Source organism: Pseudomonas sp. MF7453, assembly GCF_016405455.1.
Taxonomy (GTDB): Bacteria; Pseudomonadota; Gammaproteobacteria; order Pseudomonadales; family Pseudomonadaceae; genus Aquipseudomonas; species Aquipseudomonas paralactis.
Genome location: NZ_JAEKCN010000002.1, coordinates 453299 through 473799 on the forward strand (window position 1 = coordinate 453299; position 20501 = coordinate 473799).

A 20501-nucleotide genomic window follows, 5' to 3' on the forward strand; every position below is an offset into this window, starting at 1 on the left:
AACCGTTGAGAGCTGAACCCTGATGGCCATCCGATCTGTTGTACTCGATACCGAAACCACCGGCATGCCGGTGACCGATGGTCACCGGATCATCGAAATCGGCTGCGTCGAACTGATGGGGCGCCGCCTGACCGGCCGCCACTTCCACGTTTACCTGCAACCAGACCGTGACAGTGACGAAGGCGCGATCGGCGTCCACGGCATCACCGACGAATTCCTCAAGGGCAAGCCACGCTTTGCCGAAGTCGCCGATGAGTTCTTCGAGTTCATCAACGGCGCGCAGTTGATCATCCATAACGCGGCGTTCGACATCGGCTTTATCAACAACGAATTTGCCCTGATGGGGCAGACGGACCGTGCGGACATTTCCCAGCACTGCACGATCCTCGACACCTTGATGATGGCCCGCGAGCGTCACCCGGGCCAGCGCAACAGCCTTGATGCCTTGTGCAAGCGTTATGGCGTTGATAACTCCGGCCGTGAACTGCACGGCGCCTTGCTCGACTCCGAGATCCTGGCCGACGTTTACCTGACCATGACCGGCGGGCAAACCAGCCTGTCCCTGGCGGGTAACGCCTCCGATGGCAGCGGCTCGGCGGAAGGCTCCGGCAACCGTCCTTCGGAAATCCGCCGCCTGCCGGCCGATCGCAAACCGACACCGGTCATTCGTGCCAGCGAGCAAGACCTGGCCGAGCACGTGGCGCGGTTGGAAGCGATTGCCAAGGCAGCGGGTGCGCCGGCGTTGTGGACTCAACTTACGCAACAGTAGTGGTGGCAGGCTTGTGTTGTGGCGAGGGAGCTATTGCCTGCACCCTCTCTATAGCTGACTGGCAGTGAGGCAGGCGCGCTTGCACATGTGATCACCACTGCCGATAAAATCTTCATTCGCCACATTCGCTTCCAGCTTCTACCCTGAGTGCAAAGCCCTCCGGAGTAAGAGCGCTCATGTACAAAGACCTCAAGTTTCCCATTCTTATCGTGCACCGTGACATCAAGGCCGACACCGTTGCCGGTGACCGGGTTCGAGGCATCGCCAGGGAATTGGAACAAGAGGGCTTCAGTATCTTTTCTGCGGTGGACTACGCCGAGGGGCGGTTGGTGGCCTCCACCCATCACGGTTTGGCGTGCATGTTGATTGCCGCCGAAGGCGCCGGGGAAAATACCCACCTGCTGCAAAACATGGTCGAGCTGATTCGCCTGGCGCGGGTGCGGGCACCCAACCTGCCGATCTTCGCCCTGGGTGAGCAAGTCACCCTGGAAAATGCGCCGGCCGATGCAATGAGCGAGCTTAACCAACTGCGTGGCATTCTTTATCTGTTCGAAGACACCGTGCCGTTTCTGGCGCGTCAGGTCGCCCGCTCTGCACGCACTTACCTGGACGGGCTGTTGCCGCCGTTCTTCAAGGCTTTGGTACAGCACACTGCCGATTCCAATTATTCCTGGCACACCCCTGGCCATGGCGGTGGCGTGGCGTACCGCAAAAGCCCGGTGGGGCAGGCATTTCACCAGTTTTTCGGGGAGAACACCCTGCGCTCGGACTTGTCTGTTTCCGTCCCTGAACTGGGCTCGTTGCTCGATCATACCGGCCCCCTGGCCGAAGCCGAGGCCCGCGCCGCCCGCAACTTTGGCGCCGACCATACATTCTTCGTTATCAACGGCACTTCCACCGCCAACAAAATTGTCTGGCACTCCATGGTTGGCCGCGACGATCTGGTGCTGGTAGACCGCAACTGTCACAAGTCAGTACTGCACTCGATCATCATGACCGGCGCTATCCCGCTGTACCTGTGCCCGGAGCGCAACGAGCTGGGGATCATCGGCCCGATCCCTCTGAGCGAATTCAGCCCCGAGTCAATCCGCGCCAAGATCGACGCCAGCCCGTTGACGCATGGCCGGCCACCCAAGGTGAAGCTGGCGGTGGTAACCAATTCCACCTACGACGGCCTGTGCTACAACGCCGAACTGATCAAGCAGCAATTGGGTAACAGCGTAGAAGTGCTGCACTTCGATGAGGCCTGGTACGCCTATGCGGCATTTCACGAGTTTTTCGCCGGGCGCTATGGCATGGGTACCTTGCGCACACCGGACAGCCCGCTGGTATTTACCACCCACTCCACTCATAAACTGCTGGCCGCATTCAGCCAGGCGTCGATGATCCATGTGCAGGACGGCGGTGCACGGCAGCTGGACCGTGACCGTTTCAACGAAGCCTTCATGATGCACATCTCGACTTCACCGCAATACAGCATCATCGCCTCGCTGGACGTCGCCTCGGCGATGATGGAAGGGCCGGCCGGGCGCTCGCTGCTGCAGGAGATGTTCGACGAGGCCTTGAGTTTCCGCCGCGCGCTGGCCAACCTGCGCCAGCATATTGCTGCCGAGGATTGGTGGTTTTCGATCTGGCAGCCGCAATCGGTGGCGGGTATCGACCGCGTTGCCACGGCGGACTGGCTACTGCATCCTCAGGATGATTGGCATGGCTTTGGCGACGTGGCTGAAGATTATGTCTTGCTGGACCCGATCAAAGTCACCCTGGTAATGCCCGGCCTCAATGCCGGTGGCGCCTTGAGCGATTGCGGGATTCCCGCCGCGGTGGTCAGCAAGTTTCTCTGGGAGCGCGGCCTGGTGGTGGAAAAAACCGGGTTGTATTCGTTCCTCGTGTTGTTCTCCATGGGGATCACCAAAGGCAAGTGGAGTACCTTGCTCACCGAGTTGCTGGAGTTCAAGCGCAGTTACGATGCCAACGTCAGCCTGGCCAGTTGTTTGCCTTCGGTATACGCCCAGGGGCCGGTACGTTATCAGGGCATGGGCCTGCGCGATCTTTGCGACCAGTTGCACAGCTGTTACCGTAGCAACGCCACCGCCAAGCATCTCAAACGCATGTACACGGTATTGCCGCAGATCGCGATGAAACCCGCCGATGCCTACGACCAACTGGTGAGGGGCGAAGTCGAAGCGGTATCCATCGATGCCTTGCCAGGACGCATCGCAGCCGTAATGCTGGTGCCTTATCCGCCGGGCATTCCATTGATCATGCCCGGCGAGCGCTTTACAGAATCAACGCGTTCAATCATCGACTACCTGGCATTTGCCCGAACGTTCGATAGCAGTTTCCCCGGTTTTGTCGCCGATGTTCATGGGCTGCAACACGAAGATGACGGTAGTGGCCGTCGTTACACCGTCGATTGCATCAAGGGTTAAGAATGTTTATGCAGCAAGCTGTGATGAACCCGAAGTACCCAGGGCTCAGTGTGCGCGTCGCCGACGAAGGTTTTGACGCTTATGTATGGGGCAATGACTTCAGCTTCGAGGTCGACGCCTATGGCGTTCCGCAGATGGGCCAGCGTGTCGATCAATGGCCGGTGGAGCGCATCCTGCCGTATCGCAAATGCTATGGCATCGACCCTGAAGAGTTCTCCAGCTTTCGCGATGCCGCCGACAGTGCGATCTTCATGGCCTACCTGGATGACCGTGCGGTAGGGCACGTGGTGGTCAGCACCAACTGGAACGGTTTTGCCCATGTTGATGAGTTGGCCGTGGTGTTGCCGGCGCGACGTCATGGCGTGGCCAAGGCGCTGCTGGACGTGGCGCAGTTCTGGGCCCGCAAGAAAAACCTGCCGGGCATGATGTTGGAAACCCAAAACAATAATCTGGGTGCTTGCCGCCTGTATGAGCGCTGCGGGTATGTGATGGGTGGGATCGACCAATTGCGTTATCGCGGGATTGATCCACAAACCCGTGAAGTGGCGATTTTCTGGTATCGGTTATTCAAGACGGAAGTGGGATCGATCTAAGCCCTGTAGGAGCGAGCTTGCTCGCGAAAAACGCAAAGGCGCCGCGTTACGTCAGGATGAGCGCGTAACCGTTCACGTCCTTCGCGAGCAAGCTCGCTCCTACGAGAGGTTTGTGTCGCCGCCCAGGAGACTTTCGGCCTTCTGGGTGACAATCTCCAGCAGCGCATTCAATGCCGGTGAGGTGGCGCCGTCTTTCAGGGTGAGTGCATACAGGCTGACCATTATGGGGGGCGACACCGGGCACGCATCCAGCCCGGCTTCCCTGGCACCAGAGGCGGTAAAAGGATCGACAATCGCCAAGCCTTCACCGGCCTCAACCATGCTGCGCATCATCTGGTAGGTCTGTACCCGCGTCTGCACCACCGGCAGCGGGCGCAGGGCTTGCAGTTTGGCGTCCAGCAGACGACTCAGCGGGTCGTGGCCTTCCAGCCCGATCAGCGACTGCCCGGCCAGATCCTGCAGCGCGATGTACTTCTGCTTGGGTTTGAGCCAGCCGTGGGGCGCGAGCAATTGCAGCTTGCCCTGGGCCAGTGGGGTGCTTTGAATTTGTGGATGTTGCGGGTCATGCAGGCTCAGCCCCACATCGGCTTCGTGCAGCAGCAGGCTCCTGACGATCTCCCGGGTCGGCTGGCTCGACAGGTTGCACGGCGTGTCCTGGAAGCGTCTGCGCAGCATGGCAATGCTTTGCGGCAGTAGTTGATTGGCCAGGGGAGGGGTGCACAGCGCACGCAGGGGCGCGGCGTGGTGATGTTTCAAGCGGCCGGCCAGGCGTTGCATCGGTTCGAGTGCTTCGTACAACTGGACGATCTGCGCCTGCAATTGCAGCGTCTCGTGCGTTGCTTGCAAACGTCCGCGCACGCTGGCAAACAACATAAAACCCAATTGCAGCTCGGCATCCTTGAGCGTGGCGTCTACTTCACCCACAGAGAGTTGCAACCATTCGGCGGCGGTGCCCAGGTGTCCGGTTTGCAAGATGGCCTGAATCACTTCGATATGACGTAAACGCATGGCCGGAGTCTATGTGCAGCGCGAAGTGGATTCAATGGTGCAGGCCTTCAGGCGCAAAAAAGACTGCGCGGGTCGCCCCGGCCTATGGCGTTCGGCCATGACCTCATTAGAATGGTGCGTCTGATCAGCAACGACCAATGCCGGCTTGCCGGTACTTACAACAAAAAACAGGTCTGGTCTCAAATGCCTCTACCCTCGACGTTCTTCGGGGTGACGGCCAAGCAACTCCTGGTCCTTTTGACCGTGGGGTGCATGGCGGCTTACCTCTTTAATGACTCCACTGAACACCCTCCTGAAGAGCTTGCACTTGAAACGTTCATCCGTTCCCAGGAAAAGGTGAGCGAGCAGGTGGGCGCCGTGTTGGCGGTTAACCTGATCAGGCAAGTGGAGGCGTATCCCGCGTCCAACCGGTCGGGCTACAAGCGCTCGATGTATGCGGTGGAGGGGGAAAGAGGGCAATTGGTGGTGACGCTCAAACAAAGCGAGCAGGGCATTGAAATAACGCAGATGCGCAGCCCTTGATGACCCCGGCCCAGTCAACGCCAACGATGGCCAGGACTGAGCGGGTGTACAAAATGGGGGCCCTTATGACGCCAGGGTAGTTTGCGATTCGCGGACAAGAATGGTCCCCGACTGGAGCAGTTTGAATTCATCGCCTTCCAGTTTCTCTACGCGGTCGCCAATGGCCAGCTTGTAGGTGGTGGTGGGCGTCGAGCCAGCCAGGTCGCCTTGCGCCGGGTCGGATTCCTGGAACTCATGCACCGAATATACGCGGCCTTCCGCGTCTCGAGCATGGAACTGTCCAACTAGTACTGCTGCCATCTGTTTAGAACCTCTGGAGATAAACACTCGATTTGCGGTTCTGTAGACCGTCAGGGAGCGGGGTAGTTTACCTATAAGAAAAAAATACTATTCGCTGATGTTTTCAGCCGTTTCCTACGCAAGCGGCTGCAAGGAAATCGCCGCGGGAATCATCAAAACTCGCTGGTGAACAGGCCGCTAAGCCTCTATAACTACAAGCTCCTTTATTCAGAAGTCGGGAAACCTCAATGAGCAAGGTCTACACGATTGCCGTCCTGGTGGGCAGCTTGAGAAAAGCGTCGATCAACCGCAAGGTCGCCCTGGCCCTGGCCGAGCTGGCACCTGCCAACCTCAAGTTGAACATTGTTGAAATCGGCGACCTGCCGCTCTACAACGAGGACATCGACGGTGCAACACCGCCCGCAGCCTACAGCACTTTCCGCCAACAGGTGAGTTCATCCGACGCCGTGCTGTTCGTGACCCCGGAATACAACCGTTCCGTACCCGCTGCGCTGAAGAATGCAATCGACGTGGGTTCCCGCCCTTATGGGCAAAGCGCCTGGAGCGGCAAGCCTGGAGCGATCATCAGCGTATCGCCGGGTGCCATTGGTGGTTTTGGCGCCAACCATCACCTGCGCCAGTCGCTGGTGTTCCTGGATGTGTGGTGCATGCAACAGCCGGAAGCCTACTTAGGCGGCGCCGGTAGCGTATTCGATGAGGCGGGCAAGGTCTCGGAAAAAACCAAACCGTTCCTGCAGTCATTCATCGATGCCTACGGCAAGTGGGTAGAAAAACAGAAGGGCTGATATTAGCCCGGCACCTGTAGGAGCGAGCTTGCTCGCGAAAAACCTGAGGACTACGCGTTCATTCAGGATGTCAGCGTTATCGTTAACGATCTTCGCGAGCAAGCTCGCTCCTACAGTAGGGGTTATCGCAACCAGTTGGTGCGTGCCAGTTCGATGACCTCATCGCCGCGACCGCTCATCACCGCTTTAAGCATATACAGGCTGAACCCTTTGGCCTGTTCCAGCTTGATACTCGGCGGCATCACCAGTTCCTGCGTGGCTGTCACCACGTCCACCAGCACGGGGCCATCATGGGCCAGGGCGCGGCGCAGGGCCGGTTCCAGATCTTCGGATTGCTCTACGCGAATCCCCAGAATACCCATGGCATTGGACATGGCCGCGAAGTCCGGGTTTTTCAACTCGGTGCCAGTGTCCAGGTACCCGGCAGCCTTCATTTCCATGGCGACAAAACCCAGGGATGAGTTATTGAACACAATGAGTTTCACCGGCAGATTCAACTGCGCCAGTGAAATGAAATCCCCCATCAACATCGTGAACCCGCCATCCCCCGACATCGAAATCACCTGGCGCCCAGGGAATGCCGCCTGGGCGCCAATGGCCTGGGGCATGGCATTGGCCATCGAGCCATGGTTGAAAGAGCCAATCAGCCGGCGCTTGCCGTTCATTTTCAAATAGCGCGCCGCCCATACTGTGGGTGAGCCAACGTCGGCGGTGAAGATTGCATCATCGTCGGCCAGCTCACTGAGCAAGCGTGCGACGTACTGGGGGTGGATCGGCCGATTGGCCTTGGAGGGTTGCGCCAGGTCATCCAACCCCTGGCGGGCCTTCTCGTAATGCTTCAACGAGGTCTCCAGAAAGCTGCGATCGGTCTTGCGGGTCAAGCGCGGCAGCAAGGCATCGATGGTTTCGCTGACATCGGCGGCGATGCCCAGATCCAGCGTGGCGCGTCGGCCCAGGGCCTGGGGGTCACGATCAACCTGAATGATCCTGGCATCGGTGGGGTAGAACTGGCGATAGGGGAAGTCGGTGCCGAGCATGATCAACGTGTCGCAGTCGAGCATGGCATGGTAACCGGAGCTGAAACCGATCAGGCCGGTCATGCCCACGTCAAAAGGGTTATCCCACTCCACATGTTCCTTGCCGCGCAGCGCGTGCACCACCGGCGCGCCGAGTGCGTCGGCCAACGCCACCACCTGATCGTGCGCACCGGCACAGCCGCTGCCGCAGAGCAGGGTGACTTTTTCACTGCTCTGAAGGATCTCGCTGAGACGTTGCAAGTCCTGTTCAGCCGGCAAGGTGCGCGGTGCGTGCAGGGCTGGCCAGGGCTTGAGCTTGTCTTCCACTTCCAGCAACGATACATCCCCTGGAATCACCACCACCGCCACGCCGCGATTGAGGATGGCTGAGCGCATGGCGCGGTGCAGCACCTGGGGCATCTGCTCGGGGTTGCTCACCAGTTCGATGAAATGGCTGCACTCCTTGAACAGCTCCTGGGGATGGGTTTCCTGGAAATAGTTGAGGCCGATCTCCGACGATGGAATCTGCGCGGCAATCGCCAGCACCGGCACATGATTACGATGGCAGTCGAACAAACCATTGATCAAATGCAGATTGCCCGGCCCGCAACTGCCGGCGCACACCGTCAACTCGCCAGTGGCGGCGGCTTCGGCACCGGCGGCAAAGGCGGCGACTTCTTCGTGGCGCACATGCATCCACTCGATACTGTCCATGCTGCGGAGCGCGTCGGTCAGGCCATTGAGGCTGTCGCCGGTCAGGCCCCAGATACGCTTGATGCCTGCCTGTTCCAGGGTGGTCGCCAACTGCTGCGCCAGGTTGATTTTCGCCATGAGGAACTCCAATCGTCAGTGAGGTTGAAAAACTGCTGATCAGTAGGGGACAGTTCAATCACGGCGAATGCTCCGCCTTTAATGTGAAGATTGCGTCATGCTTGCACTCAGTGATGCATACCTGCATAAGCCCTGGTCAGCGGCGCAAAGGTTTACGCGGGAGCTGTTGCTTGGCTGTGAGCAATCGCGATGCTGGCGTGGGCCAGTCGCTGTCGGTATCGAAACGTGCCATCCAGCGGCGGCTGTCGGCGTCGGTAAAGCGCTCGTTTGGGTCACCGTCCCATTGGCCGAAGCCCAGTAATCCCAAGTCGTCGTAACGGATGGGCTTGAGCAGTCTGTTCAAGAGCATGGGCAGTTCCGGCACGCCGAGTTCGACAGGGTACAATTCGGGCTGTTCGCCCAGCTCGATCCACTGGCCGCTGTGCAGTTCGGTGATGCTGATGCGGGGGTGAGCGAGTGCTTCGCGTACCTGTTCACGGGTCAGGTCGAGTTTTACGCGCCAGAGATCGGCTAGCAGGAAGGCCCAGGTGGGCGGACGGATGCCGTTGAGTAACTCGTCACGCATCGAAAACTCGTAGTCGATATCGAGCCCGTAGAAAGCGGGCGTCAAGGCTCTTTCCCATGTGGTAATTTCTGCTCGCGTGCCATATTCCATTGGGTTAGCCATGGCTAAACCACTGTAGACCTGATGAGCCTTGAGCAGATCAATGGTCTTGAGTACGAACTGGCGCCAGGCATCGCGGTTGTCCAGCCACCATTGCCAGCGGTAATAGAATACGATTGAGGAATACTCTGTTCGCGACCCGTCAGTTCGATACCAAGTACGCCAGAAATCGCCCGATGTTGTAGGTGAGCTGGCATGGTTTGTTTCGTCGGTAAACCAGAATACGAAGTACTCGTGTGGATGGGCTTCCATGGCCTGCCTGCGAAGATCAGGCTCTTCTTGCGGATAAGCATGAGGACGCTCAGTGTCTTCGTGCATGGTCATGGTGAAAGGGAAGCCAAGCAGTTTTTCGAAAGCTTCGTGGATATCCACCATCAATAGAGCTACATCGCGATGGTTATCAGGAGTAGGGGGGAAGTAGAAGCTGATGAACGGGCTGACACTATGGCGGGCGACTTCATCTTTACCCCAATCCGTGTTGGGCCATTCCTTCAGTTCTGCAATAAACTCGTCACGTTCTTCGTCATCAAAAAGTCTATGAGTCGTACTCATGCTTACCTCCTGTTTTTTTGGCCTTTGGACGTTGAATTGTTCTTTTCATCTATTTCAAAACCGGTGCAATCTTCCGGCACCCGCAACAGCGCAACTTTCTCTCTTCCGATTTTGTCCGGGTTGACGCCCGTTGAGGGCTTCATCAGGTTCACGTAGTCCGTTATTTGTTTTTTTACTACCCAATCTCCCGGAAACTTGATCTCCACCGCCGCAAACACATTCTCGGTTTCAAACGGCTCTTGCCGGTACTCAACCACCACCAGATCGGGCGCCAGCAAACCCTTCGGCCGTGGCCAAAAAGGCTGCACGGCACTGCCGAACCGTTTGGGCCGCGTAACCGGCTCGCCCAACAACGCCTTCTTGCTGTTGCCGTTGTAGTTGGGTTCGGCCTTGAGCGGGCTGCGCCACTCCAGTGCCTCGTCCACGGCTTCAAAAAACAACGAGGCGGTAAATTGTTTGAGGGCGATCTCGATGGTGGTCGGTACCGTATCGCCGGCAATTTTCTTGCGGATACGGCGCGGTACCTTGATCGGCATCTGCAGCGCAACGGTGCAGACTTGGCTGATCGCCGGGCGAAAGGGCACTTTGCGTTCGATGTATTCCTTGAACGTGATGTTCTCCTGGCCTCGTCGAGAAACCGTGCTATTACCGCCGCGATCCACCACGGCAAAGGTGGAACTCTTGACCTCGATCTCGCGGGTCATTGCTTCAATGGTGGCGCGAAGGGTTTCCTTGATCTGCTTCCTGCGTTCGGCAATTTCCACCGCGAGTTGGCCAGTTCGGCGGCGGTTCTGCTGTTCTCAAAAGCCTGGTTTGCCCGATAGGCGCGATAGGCACCGTCGATGATCCGCGCGACGGCAGGGGTTAGAGGGACAGGCATCAGTCGACACTCATCTCTGCACCAGCCCTAACCAGCGCCAGACAACTTTTTCACCGTCCACGTGCGGCATCAGGGCGGCGTAATCGAATAGCCGTTCGGTACCGGGTTTGTAGTCACACACCCATTTCCCTGGATACGGGCAGGTTTCGCCGCTACGGGCGCGCATGCCGCTGACAGTCCATAACCAGCGCACCTTTTGGCCTTGATGTAACGGCAGCCGTTCGTTCAGCCGGACGGTGCACTCCACGCAGCGATCCGCCTCCATTTCCCAGCGGCCGGCGCGGGGAGCGGCTTCGTGGCTGCTGGCGTGCCGGGCGGGTTCCGGGGGCGTTTGGTCGGAGTCGCGTTGCCAAAGCGTCAGCCTTTCACTGGGTTGCGAGGTGAGCACGGGCAGGATTTCGCCTTGCTTGAATTCGCGACGTGAATCAGCGACCCCCGGGACAAGCCACCAGCCGGCTTGGGTGCATGGCATGCCCGCAATGATGCTCAGCGGCGCAGAGTTTTGCGCGGGAGCCGTTGGCTTGGGTGTGCCCAATCGCGATGCTGGCGTGGGCCAGTCGCTGTCGGTATCGAAACGTGCCATCCAGCGGCGGCTGTCGGCGTCGGTAAAGCGCTCATTCGGATCACCGTCCCATTGGCCGAAGCCGAGTAATCCCAGATCGTCGTAACGGATGGGCTTGAGCAGTCTGTTCAAGAGCATGGGCAGTTCCGGCACGCCGAGTTCGACAGGGTACAACTTGGGCTGTTCGCCCAGCTCAATCCACTGGCCGCTGTGCAGTTCGATGACGTTGATGCGGGGGTGAGCGAGTGCGCTACGTACCTGTTCGCGGGTCAGGTCGAGCTTTTCTCGCCAGTGATCGGCGAGCAGGAAGGCCCAAGTGGGCGGGCGGATGCCGTTAGGCAATTCGTCGTCCATGCCATAGGCATATTCGATATCAAGTCCGTAGAAAGCTGGCATAAGCGCTCGCTCCCAGGTAGTGACTTCCGCCCGGGTGCCATATTCCATTGGATTGGCCATGGCGAAGCCGCTGTAGACCTGGTGAGCCTTGAGCAGGTCAATGGTCTTGAGGACGAACTGGCGCCAGGCATCGCGGTTGTCCTGCCACCATTGCCAGCGGTAATAGAAAACAACCCAGGAGTAAGCCGATTTTTTCCCGGTACCTTCGTGCCTGCTACGCCAGAAATGGCCCGATGTTGTGGGTGAACTGGCATGGTTTGCTTCGTCGGTAAACCAGAATTCGAAGTAATCGTTTGCATCGACATCCATCGCTTGCATGCGAAGGTCGAACTCCTCCTCGGGGTAAGGGTGCGGACGATCTGTGTCTTCGTGCATGGTCATGGTGTAAGGATGACCAAGCAGGCGTTCGAAGGCTTCGTGAATATCAACCATCAGCAGGGCGATATCGACTTGGTTGTCGGAGTTGGGGGGGAAGTAGAAGCTGATGAACGGGCTTACGCTATGCCGGGCGACCTCATCTGTACCCCAATCGGTGTTGGGCCATTCCTTAAGCTCTGCAATAAACTCATCACGCTCTTCTTCGTTAAACAGTCTATGAATAGTGCTCACGCTTACCTCCTATTTTTATTACCTTTCATCGAGGAATTCTTCTCTTCTGCTTTAAAACCCACGCAGTCTTCCGGAACCCTAAGCAACGCCACTTTTTCCTTGCCAATTTTCGCCGGATTTATTCCCGTCTCAGGTGTCATGAGGGTCACGTACCTTTTCATTTGTTTTGAAACTGCCCAATCACCCGGGAACTTGATCTCCACCGCCGCAAACACATTCTCGGTTTCAAACGGCTCTTGCCGGTACTCAACCACCACCAGATCGGGCGCCAGCAAACCCTTCGGCCGTGGCCAAAAAGGCTGCACGGCACTGCCGAACCGTTTGGGCCGCGTAACCGGCTCGCCCAACAACGCCTTCTTGCTGTTGCCGTTGTAGTTGGGTTCGGCCTTGAGCGGGCTGCGCCACTCCAGTGCCTCATCCACGGCTTCAAAAAACAACGAGGCGGTAAATTGTTTGAGGGCGATCTCGATGGTGGTCGGTACCGTATCGCCGGCAATTTTCTTGCGAATACGGCGCGGTACCTTGATCGGCATTTGCAGCGCAACGGTGCAGACTTGGCTGATCGCCGGGCGAAAGGGCACTTTGCGTTCGATGTATTCCTTGAACGTGATGTTCTCCTGGCCTCGTCGAGAAACTGTGCTATTACCGCCGCGATCTACCACGGCAAAGGTGGAACTCTTGACCTCGATCTCGCGGGTCATTGCTTCAATGGTGACGCGAAGGGTTTCCTTGATCTGCTTCCTGCGCTCGGCAATTTCCACCGCGAGTTGGGCCAGTTCGGCGGCGGTTCTGCTGTTCTCAAAAGCCTGGTTTGCCCGATAGGCGCGATAGGCACCGTCGATGATCCGCGCGACGGCTGGAGCTAGTGGGCCTGGCATCAGTCGAGGTCTCCACTGTGTTGATCCAGAAAGTCGTCGGGGAAAATCGCCTTGGCCTCAACGGGGGTGCCTTGATCATCAAGGGCCATCAGGTAGGGGGCCCACGTTTCGGTGATTTGCTGATCGTCGCGCATGATTGCCTTATGGGCCTGCACGGGTTTGGCTGCCGGCGTCACCGTCCACTCAGTGCCACCCAAGGGGCAGGTGCGCCCTTCGGCAAGCAGCGCCGTGCCATCGGTGATGCGATACCGATAGCCTGCGAAGGCACGTTGGTCGTTCTTGAGCAACGTGTAGCGCCCCAGGAACGGTCCCGGCGGTAGGGCAGGCAGTTGTGGAGTGCCGAGTGGGTTACCCGTTCCGATCGGATCTGTGGTCACAGGGCCTTTGATTCTGATGGCCAGTCCATCGAGCGTGATGCCATTGCCATCAATCGTGATGCTGCCGCCGGGCGCTCGCAGAATAAGGCGCTCGTTCGATGCAACATCGAACACTCGGGTTTTTTGCTCAATGCGCTGTCCTGCGCAGAGGCGGTAATGGTTGCGTACTGATTGTTCAGCATTGCCGCCGATCTGCACCTGGTGGTCAGCGGCGATCCTGTCATGCCGATTGTTGGCAATTTCTTCGACGCGGTCTCCACCGATGTCGATGTGGTGGTTGCGCCCTACAGTGTGTATACGATCACGGCCCACTTGCAGATGCTGGTCTTGAGCGACAGCAATGTCTTCATCGTTGCCCACTCGTTCGCTGCGGTCATGACCGATTTCGATGTGCTCGTCATGCCCGACTTGTTCGCTTCGGTCGTTTCCTACGAAGGTAGTGTTGTTGTGCTTGATGTGGACGTTTTTGTCTTTTTCGGCATGGATGAACACCTCCTGATGGCCCAACTCATCCTCAAATCGCAGCTCGTTGAAGCCTGCACCCTTATGGGTTTGGCTCTTGATGGTCATCCGCGTCTTGTGCTTGGGCAGCTGGTACGGCGGCAGATTGGTCTCGCGGTAGGTACGGCCCGTGGCGATGGGCTGGTCAGGATCGCCATCCAAATAGCTGATCACCAGTTCTTGACCCACACGTGGAATGGCCATGGCGCCCCAGGTCGCACCGGCCCAACCCTGCGCCACACGAATCCAGCACGAGCTCTGATCGTTGTTTTTGTCCGCACGATCCCACGGGAATTGCACTTTCACCCGGCCCCATTCATCGCAATAAATCTCTTCCCCTGGCGGCCCAACTACCGTGGCGATCTGCGGGCCGTCGATGCAGGGTTTGTCGCGCAGCGGCGCCTTCCAATCCGAGGTCCAGCGGATGGCGCTGGCGGTCATTTCATAAGAGCTGCCGTGGTCGCTGCCGAACGCCTCTTCCTCCAGGCTGGTGTGCTGCTTGCCTTCGTGGGTGATGGCGATGGTGCGCCAACGGTCGTTGAAGTCTTCGCGGGGATGTTCGTTGAGGTCGAATGCCAGCCCCGGTTGCAGGCGCGCGTCGTCACCGGCCAGGTGCGCCAGTTTGGCGTCATTGCGCAGGGCGGTCAGCCGAGTCTTGGTGAAGGGTTTGCCGGCGATGTCGCGTTTGTAGCGTCCGGGGTAGTCGTAGCGCTCGTAGTCCTTGTGCTGGTTTTTCAGGTCCTGGTCGCCGGTGGCGGTGTGCTGTTGGTCGTAGCGCGGGTGGGTGAAGGTGTAGTCGCGTTGTACTTGGCGTGCGGTGCGTACTTGTTCGGTGTAGTGAAAACGGGTCAAGGCCGGTTCTGTGGCATCGCCGCCGGCCATGGGTTGGTAGATCACGGGGCAATGTTTGTGCGTGCCGATGGTGCCCAGGCCGCCGACGCGGTCGGTGAGGACGAGGGTGTGGCCGTCGTCGCGGTGTTCGAAGGTGTAGAGCAGGCCTTCTTCGGCGGCCAGGCGGGCGATGAAATCGAGGTCGGTTTCGCCGGCCTGTACGCAGTATTCGCGGGGTTGGTGATCGAAGCAGATTTCGCGGCGGATGTCGGTCAGTCGGTGCTCGGCAAGCAGGCTGGTGATGATGTCGGGCACGGTCTGGCCCTGGAAGATGCGCCAGTTGGAGCGCAGGTCGAAACGCGCCAGGGTCGGTTCGATGACGGCGGTGTAGCGGGTGCGACGAAAGCCGGTGTCGCCCTGGGTGAACAGGCTGACCAGGCCGTGTACGTAGCGCACCGGCATTTCGCCGCGCCAGATCGTGAACAGCCCCGCCAGGTCGAGCACGTTATTGAAGTCGATGGCGGCGTTGTGGCTGGCCAGTTCCAATTGCAGTTTGAACGGCTGGGACAGGCTTTCTTCAAGCGTGAAAGACACCACATCGAAGGCTTCGCCTTTCAAGGGCTCGAACGTGAAACGCAGGTCGCTTTGACGGGGCATGGCGTCCTTCCTGATCGGCTATTGATGAGTTGGGCGTTATAGCGCGAGGATCTTGTTCAGTGATACCAGCACTTCCTGAGTGAGAGCGTTCAGGCGCATGGAATAGAACGTGTAGGCGACTATCAGCACCACGGCGGCCATGGCCCACGGCGTCCACAACGGCCAGACCCGTTTGATCCGATAGTTGCGCGGCGCGATGTTGGTCAGCGGGTCGGTCAGGCGCTTGGGTGTTTCGCCGCGCAGCGGGCGCAACAGGCCGTGCAACAGGTCGATGATTTTCTGGATTTCATCATCACCTTTGGGATGGGCGCCGTATTTGCCTTTAAGGCCTGAGATCAGGCACTGGTACATGAACTCCAACACATGCTGGTACCTGGCTGCTTCGGGAATCATGTTGTTCATCACGATGAAGAATCGCTCCCCGCCCCAGGTTTCCTGGTGAAAGGCGTTTAGCAGCGAGTCTTGGCTCCATTCTGATGATCTCCCCCATGGCGTGCCCATCACCACCTCATCCACCAACAAGCAAAGGCTGTAGGAGTAAGCCTTGAGCATGCCGGGGTCGTAGTCGAGCTGGCTGACTTCCTCCATGATTGCAGTGATGTGGTTACGTACGGCTTGGTACAGCGCAGGTACATCATCATGCTGGGTCAGACGGCGTATTCGAATGACCAGGCCTATCAGCGGCGTGGCGGCATCGCAAAGCGGGTTCCAGGCCACGCCGCGCATGTCGAATTCGGGATCCGATAACTGCGAGAGGACGTCAACCAAGGCCGGAGTCTCCGGCCTGGTTCCTTGGGTGGGTGGAGTAAGAGGCTGTGGGGCTTGGGGATTTTTTGTGTACGACATTGGGCAAACCCTGCTCTAAAAGTACTGCTATTAGAAACTTCGGGGTTATGCGATGTCATGTCGGACGGGTTCGCTACGTTTCGTGGTTCTTGGATGTAAGAAATATCTCTTTTTCAATGCGCTTAATTGGATTTTCTTTGAATGAAACTATCAACGATGGCGTTCGGGTAGTCAGGCAACGCAGGATTTCGCTCGCAGCCTAAGACTTCATGCTTGCGCGGTATTGCCGCGTACGCCGCGCTATAAACCACTGGTCACAGGCCAATGCCAGCCAGGGCGCAACGTTGGGGTTGGGCAGACGGCCGCGGCTCAGACGGCGCATCTGGTCGCGCACCACGGCGAGGGTGGCGAGGGCTGCCAGGGGTTTGCGCTTCCATTCCATGGGCCGCAGTTGTGGGTTGAGGTCGCGACCTTCACGCCACTGTTTGATCAGTTGCGGCTCCAGGGTCAGGGCGGTAGCGATGCCGGCCATGGCGATGCCGCTGTCCAATACTTGCTGGACCACTGGCAAGCGGCGAATACCTCCGGTCACCATCAGTGGCATGGTGGCGATGCTCGCCATTTGGGTGGCGAAATCCAAAAAGTAGGCTTCACGGGCCAAGGTGCGGCCGTCCCGCGCCTCGCCTTGCATGGCCGGCGCTTCATAGCTGCCGCCGGACAACTCAAGCAAATCGATCGGCAGTGTATTGAGCATCTCCACTACAGCGCGTGCATCGGTCTCATCGAAGCCGCCGCGCTGGAAGTCTGCGGAATTGAGTTTTACCGACACACAAAATGAAGGGCTGACGCTGTCACGTACGGCACGGACGACCTCCAGCAACAGGCGTGCGCGGTTTTCCAAGGAGCCGCCCCAGCGGTCGGTGCGGTGGTTGCTCAAGGGCGAGAGGAACTGGCTCAACAAATAGCCATGGGCACCGTGGATCTGCACCCCGGTGAGCCCGGCTTGCTCGGCCAGGCGGGCGCTGGTGGCGAAGCGCTTGATGACATCCTGTATGTCGTCTTCGGTCATGGCCTTGGGTTTGGCGAACATCTTGGAAAAACTGCCCACATCCAGCGCAATAGCCGAGGGTGCCAACGCTTGTTGACCGAGGTTGGCCATGGTCTGACGGCCCGGGTGGCTGAGCTGTACCCAGAAGTGCACACCTTTGGTCCGGGCTACGTCGGCCCATTCACGAAAACTGGCCAGGTGTTGCTCGTTTTCCAGAGCGACACCACCAGGGCCGGTCATGGCGCGGCGGTCGATCATCACGTTACCGGTCAGCAGCAAGCCGGGCTCGCCGTCGGCCCAGGTCTTGTACAGCTGCTTCAATGCTTTGGATGGTGCCTGATGCAGGTCCGCCATGTTCTCTTCCATCGCGGCCTTGGCGATGCGGTTGGCGATGACTTGGCCGTTAGGCAGTTGCAGCGATTCGAACGGTGACATGGGTTAACTCCTGAGCTGGGGAGGCCTCAGGCTAAGCTTAAAGTTAACTTTAATGTCAAGCGGGAGTCGATCACGGGCGATGCAACTGTAGGAGCGAGGGGGACGCCTAGTTCTTGCTCGCGAAGAACTCGAGGACAACGCGTTCATTCAGGATGTCAGCGTTATCGTTCAGGTTTTTCGCGAGCAAGCTCGCTCCTACAGGGACACGAGGTTAGCGGCGGCGGAACAGTGGCAGGGGTTCATCGGTGGCCGCTTGATAGGTCACCGAGAAATCCTTGAGACTTTCCAGCGCTTCGTACGGGTCTTTGTCGGCTCGCAAGGCGAAGGCATCGAACCCGCAACGGTGCAGGTAGAACAACTGGTCGCGCAGCACATCGCCAATCGCTCGCAGCTCGCCCTTGTAACCATAACGGTCACGCAGCAGGCGGGCGTTGGAGTAGTTGCGGCCATCGGTGAACGCCGGGAAGTTCAGGGCGATAACCTGGAAGTGTTCTACGTCGGCACCGATTTCCTCGGCTTCTTCATCGGCGTCCAGCCACACGCCCAGGCCGCCATCGCGGGCCTTGAGGGCGTGGCCGTGTTCGCGCCACAGGGCCAGCGGCACGATCAGGTCGTCGCAGTTGGAGATGCCGTCGAAGCTCGCGTCCTTGGGCAACAAGTGCCAGGTTTCGTCGACGACTGCGTTGTTCTTAATGATTCGCTGCATAGACGCGCTCCTTGAACAGGTCAATGCCGATGCGCTGGTAGGTGTCGATGAAACGCTCATCTTCGGTGCGCTGTTCGATGTACACGTCGATCAGCTTGCCGATCACCTCGGGCATGGCTTCCTGGGCGAAGGATGGGCCGAGGATCTTGCCCAGGCTCGCATCGCGGCTGGCGCTGCCACCCAGGGACACTTGATAGAATTCTTCGCCTTTTTTGTCCACGCCCAGGATGCCGATGTGGCCGACGTGGTGGTGACCACAGGCGTTCATGCAACCGGAGATGTTCAGGTCCAGCTCACCGATGTCGAACAGGTAGTCCAGGTCGTCGAAACGGCGCTGGATCGATTCGGCAATCGGGATTGACTTGGCGTTGGCCAGGGAGCAGAAGTCGCCGCCCGGGCAGCAGATGATATCGGTCAACAGGCCGATATTCGGCGTGGCAAAACCGCCTTCACGCAACTCGCCCCACAGGGTGAACAGTTGGCTCTGCTCGACGTCCGCGAGAATGATGTTCTGTTCGTGGGAGGTACGCAGTTGGCCGAAGCTGTAGCGCTCGGCCAGGTCGGCTACGGCGTCCAGCTGCTTGTCGGTGATGTCGCCAGGGGCAACGCCGGTGGGCTTGAGCGACAGGGTCACGGCCACATAGCCCGGCTTCTTGTGCGCCAGGGTGTTGCGGGTGCGCCAGCGGGCGAAGCCTGGGTGTTGCTGGTCGAGTGCGGCCAGCTCGGCGCCCTGATTGCTCAGGGCCTTGTACTCAGGGTCGACAAAATGCTTGGCGACGCGGTGCACTTCGGCTTCGGTCAGGGTGGTCTGGCCGCCGCGCAGGTGTTCCATCTCGGCATCGACTTTCTGCGCGAACACCTCAGGGGTCAGTGCCTTGACCAGGATCTTGATCCGGGCCTTGTATTTGTTGTCACGACGGCCATAACGGTTGTAAACCCGCAGGATGGCGTCGAGGTAGCTCAGCAGGTCCTGCCACGGCAGGAACTCGTTGATGAAGGCACCGACTACCGGCGTACGGCCGAGGCCGCCACCCACCAGCACACGGAAGCCCAGCTCGCCTGCAGCGTTGTACACCGGCTCCAGGCCGATGTCGTGCACTTCGATGGCCGCGCGGTCCGAGGTCGAGCCATTGATGGCGATCTTGAACTTGCGTGGCAGGTAGGCGAATTCCGGGTGGAAAGTGGTCCACTGACGCACGATTTCGCACCACGGCCGTGGGTCGATCAGTTCATCGGCGGCGACGCCGGCAAATTGGTCGGTGGTCACGTTGCGCAGGCAGTTACCGCTGGTCTGAATGGCGTGCATTTGCACGGTCGCCAGCTCAGCCAGGATGTCCGGCACATCTTCCAGCGCCGGCCAGTTGAACTGCACGTTCTGGCGGGTACTGATGTGGGCGTAGCCCTTGTCGAAATCGCGGGCAATCCTGGCCATCATTCGCGTCTGGCGCGAGGTCAGTTGGCCATAAGGCACGGCCACCCGCAGCATCGGCGCAAAGCGCTGAACGTAAAGGCCATTTTGCAGGCGCAGAGGGCGGAACTCTTCTTCGCTCAGTTCACCTGCTAAGTAGCGTCGGGTCTGATCACGGAACTGCTTGACGCGGTCCTCGATGATGCGCTGATCGTATTCGTCGTATACGTACATATAGGTCCTGTTCTCGGCAAATCTGCGCGCACGGCCGCGCACTCCCAACGGAGCCGGCGCACGATACCAGTTTGCGTATATGCGCAAAAGTGATGTTTGGGTATATGCACATAACCAAACTGACTAATGAGAACAGTTATCGCGATACCCACATTTGTCATAGGGGCAAGACTGGTCTTTACTGTGGACGAGTCTTAGTGCAGTCACCTATAAAACCGACAAGAGGCGATGCGATGAGTAATTCCACCAAAGCCCGTAAACCTGACAGTACCGTTGATGCCTGGGCCATTTTGTTTCTGATTATTCTCGTGGTCGGCACCGCTGTATTTTGGGTCAGCCACCAGTAATAAAACCGTTGATTGAGCAGCGATCGATATTCAAGCTTCATCTGAGCGCTTGCATTTGTCAGCGCCGCCAGCGCCGGTGGATTCCGTGCGCTGGCGGTCGTTGGCAAACCGGCGTCCTGTTGATGCGGTTCAGTTTGCATCGGCGGCTGCGTTAAACACCGGCCAGGTACAGCACCAGCTTGACGATGCCAAACAGCGTCAAGGCAAACACCACCGTGAACGCAATGCCCAGGATCACGAAGTGGCTGGGCTTGCCATGGGTGAAATCGCGGGCGCGATTCTTGCCGCTTTGCACACCGAACGCGGCGGCCGTCACGCTGTGCAGCATCTGCCAGAAGGTCGGTGGTTTGTTATCGATTGGATCGTCCATAAAC

At 58.7% G+C, this 20501-nt stretch carries 19 protein-coding genes; 5 read left to right on the forward strand and 14 right to left on the reverse strand.

Annotation, left to right across the window (positions count from 1 at the left end):
* Nucleotides 1-28: 28 nt before the first annotated feature.
* The 3 genes from dnaQ to JFT63_RS04190 all read left to right on the forward strand — a co-directional run bounded on the left by dnaQ (nt 29) and on the right by JFT63_RS04190 (nt 3794).
* Complete coding sequence (dnaQ, locus tag JFT63_RS04200) at nt 29-769, forward strand: DNA polymerase III subunit epsilon (protein WP_164365998.1); 741 nt, start codon at nt 29-31, stop codon at nt 767-769.
* A 176-nt stretch (nt 770-945) separates the two neighbouring features.
* Nucleotides 946-3201: an Orn/Lys/Arg decarboxylase N-terminal domain-containing protein gene (locus JFT63_RS04195; RefSeq protein ID WP_057702840.1), complete on the forward strand. Its 2256-nt coding sequence runs from the start codon at nt 946-948 to the stop codon at nt 3199-3201.
* Nucleotides 3202-3224: 23 nt separating this feature from the next.
* Nucleotides 3225-3794, forward strand: coding sequence for a GNAT family N-acetyltransferase (locus tag JFT63_RS04190; protein WP_198843581.1), 570 nt, complete (start codon nt 3225-3227; stop codon nt 3792-3794).
* 99 nt (nt 3795-3893) lie between these two features.
* Here the strand turns inward: JFT63_RS04190 and JFT63_RS04185 are convergent, their stop codons facing one another.
* On the reverse strand, nt 3894-4802 hold the full coding sequence (locus JFT63_RS04185) for a LysR family transcriptional regulator (protein ID WP_198843532.1): 909 nt from the start codon (nt 4800-4802) through the stop codon (nt 3894-3896).
* Between the two features lie 183 nt (nt 4803-4985).
* On the opposite strand from JFT63_RS04185, the gene JFT63_RS04180 reads away from it, so the two are divergent.
* Nucleotides 4986-5324 carry a hypothetical protein gene (locus tag JFT63_RS04180; RefSeq protein WP_198843580.1) on the forward strand — a complete coding sequence of 113 codons (339 nt, stop codon included), beginning with the start codon at nt 4986-4988 and terminating at the stop codon, nt 5322-5324.
* 63 nt (nt 5325-5387) lie between these two features.
* Here the strand turns inward: JFT63_RS04180 and JFT63_RS04175 are convergent, their stop codons facing one another.
* Nucleotides 5388-5624, reverse strand: coding sequence for a hypothetical protein (locus tag JFT63_RS04175; RefSeq protein ID WP_057702842.1), 237 nt, complete (start codon nt 5622-5624; stop codon nt 5388-5390).
* A 227-nt stretch (nt 5625-5851) separates the two neighbouring features.
* On the opposite strand from JFT63_RS04175, the gene JFT63_RS04170 reads away from it, so the two are divergent.
* Complete coding sequence (locus JFT63_RS04170) at nt 5852-6409, forward strand: NADPH-dependent FMN reductase (RefSeq protein ID WP_186561532.1); 558 nt, start codon at nt 5852-5854, stop codon at nt 6407-6409.
* A gap of 122 nt (nt 6410-6531) precedes the next feature.
* Here the strand turns inward: JFT63_RS04170 and poxB are convergent, their stop codons facing one another.
* The 12 genes from poxB to JFT63_RS04110 all read right to left on the reverse strand — a co-directional run bounded on the left by poxB (nt 6532) and on the right by JFT63_RS04110 (nt 20497).
* Nucleotides 6532-8256: a ubiquinone-dependent pyruvate dehydrogenase gene (gene poxB, locus JFT63_RS04165; protein ID WP_186561529.1), complete on the reverse strand. Its 1725-nt coding sequence runs from the start codon at nt 8254-8256 to the stop codon at nt 6532-6534.
* A gap of 136 nt (nt 8257-8392) precedes the next feature.
* On the reverse strand, nt 8393-9472 hold the full coding sequence (locus JFT63_RS04160) for a type VI immunity family protein (protein ID WP_233102223.1): 1080 nt from the start codon (nt 9470-9472) through the stop codon (nt 8393-8395).
* 2 nt (nt 9473-9474) lie between these two features.
* The gene (locus JFT63_RS04155; protein WP_233102222.1) at nt 9475-10236 is read right to left on the reverse strand and encodes a VRR-NUC domain-containing protein; all 762 of its coding nucleotides are present in this window, start codon (nt 10234-10236) and stop codon (nt 9475-9477) included.
* Between the two features lie 126 nt (nt 10237-10362).
* A complete protein-coding gene (locus tag JFT63_RS04150) occupies nt 10363-11919 on the reverse strand; it encodes a type VI immunity family protein (protein ID WP_057702845.1) in 1557 nt (518 codons plus the stop codon).
* A gap of 2 nt (nt 11920-11921) precedes the next feature.
* Entirely contained in the window at nt 11922-12680 is a 759-nt protein-coding gene (locus JFT63_RS04145; RefSeq protein ID WP_332875215.1) for a VRR-NUC domain-containing protein, read from the reverse strand.
* 116 nt (nt 12681-12796) lie between these two features.
* The gene (locus tag JFT63_RS04140; RefSeq protein WP_198843531.1) at nt 12797-15163 is read right to left on the reverse strand and encodes a type VI secretion system Vgr family protein; all 2367 of its coding nucleotides are present in this window, start codon (nt 15161-15163) and stop codon (nt 12797-12799) included.
* Nucleotides 15164-15199: 36 nt separating this feature from the next.
* Complete coding sequence (gene icmH, locus JFT63_RS04135; protein ID WP_407071383.1) at nt 15200-15931, reverse strand: type IVB secretion system protein IcmH/DotU; 732 nt, start codon at nt 15929-15931, stop codon at nt 15200-15202.
* A 277-nt stretch (nt 15932-16208) separates the two neighbouring features.
* Nucleotides 16209-17432 carry an NADH:flavin oxidoreductase/NADH oxidase family protein gene (locus tag JFT63_RS04130; protein ID WP_198843530.1) on the reverse strand — a complete coding sequence of 408 codons (1224 nt, stop codon included), beginning with the start codon at nt 17430-17432 and terminating at the stop codon, nt 16209-16211.
* 211 nt (nt 17433-17643) lie between these two features.
* Nucleotides 17644-18138 (reverse strand): DUF934 domain-containing protein, encoded by a 495-nt coding sequence (locus tag JFT63_RS04125; RefSeq protein ID WP_057702849.1) that lies wholly within the window; start codon nt 18136-18138, stop codon nt 17644-17646.
* Nucleotides 18122-19780: a nitrite/sulfite reductase gene (locus JFT63_RS04120; protein ID WP_198843529.1), complete on the reverse strand. Its 1659-nt coding sequence runs from the start codon at nt 19778-19780 to the stop codon at nt 18122-18124. Before JFT63_RS04120 ends, JFT63_RS04125 begins: the two co-directional genes overlap by 17 nt.
* Before the next feature lie 178 nt (nt 19781-19958).
* Nucleotides 19959-20267, reverse strand: a complete 309-nt coding sequence (locus JFT63_RS04115) for a hypothetical protein (RefSeq protein WP_198843583.1) — start codon at nt 20265-20267, stop codon at nt 19959-19961.
* Nucleotides 20268-20278: 11 nt separating this feature from the next.
* Nucleotides 20279-20497: a DUF2970 domain-containing protein gene (locus tag JFT63_RS04110; RefSeq protein ID WP_057702850.1), complete on the reverse strand. Its 219-nt coding sequence runs from the start codon at nt 20495-20497 to the stop codon at nt 20279-20281.
* Between the last annotated feature and the right edge of the window lie 4 nt (nt 20498-20501).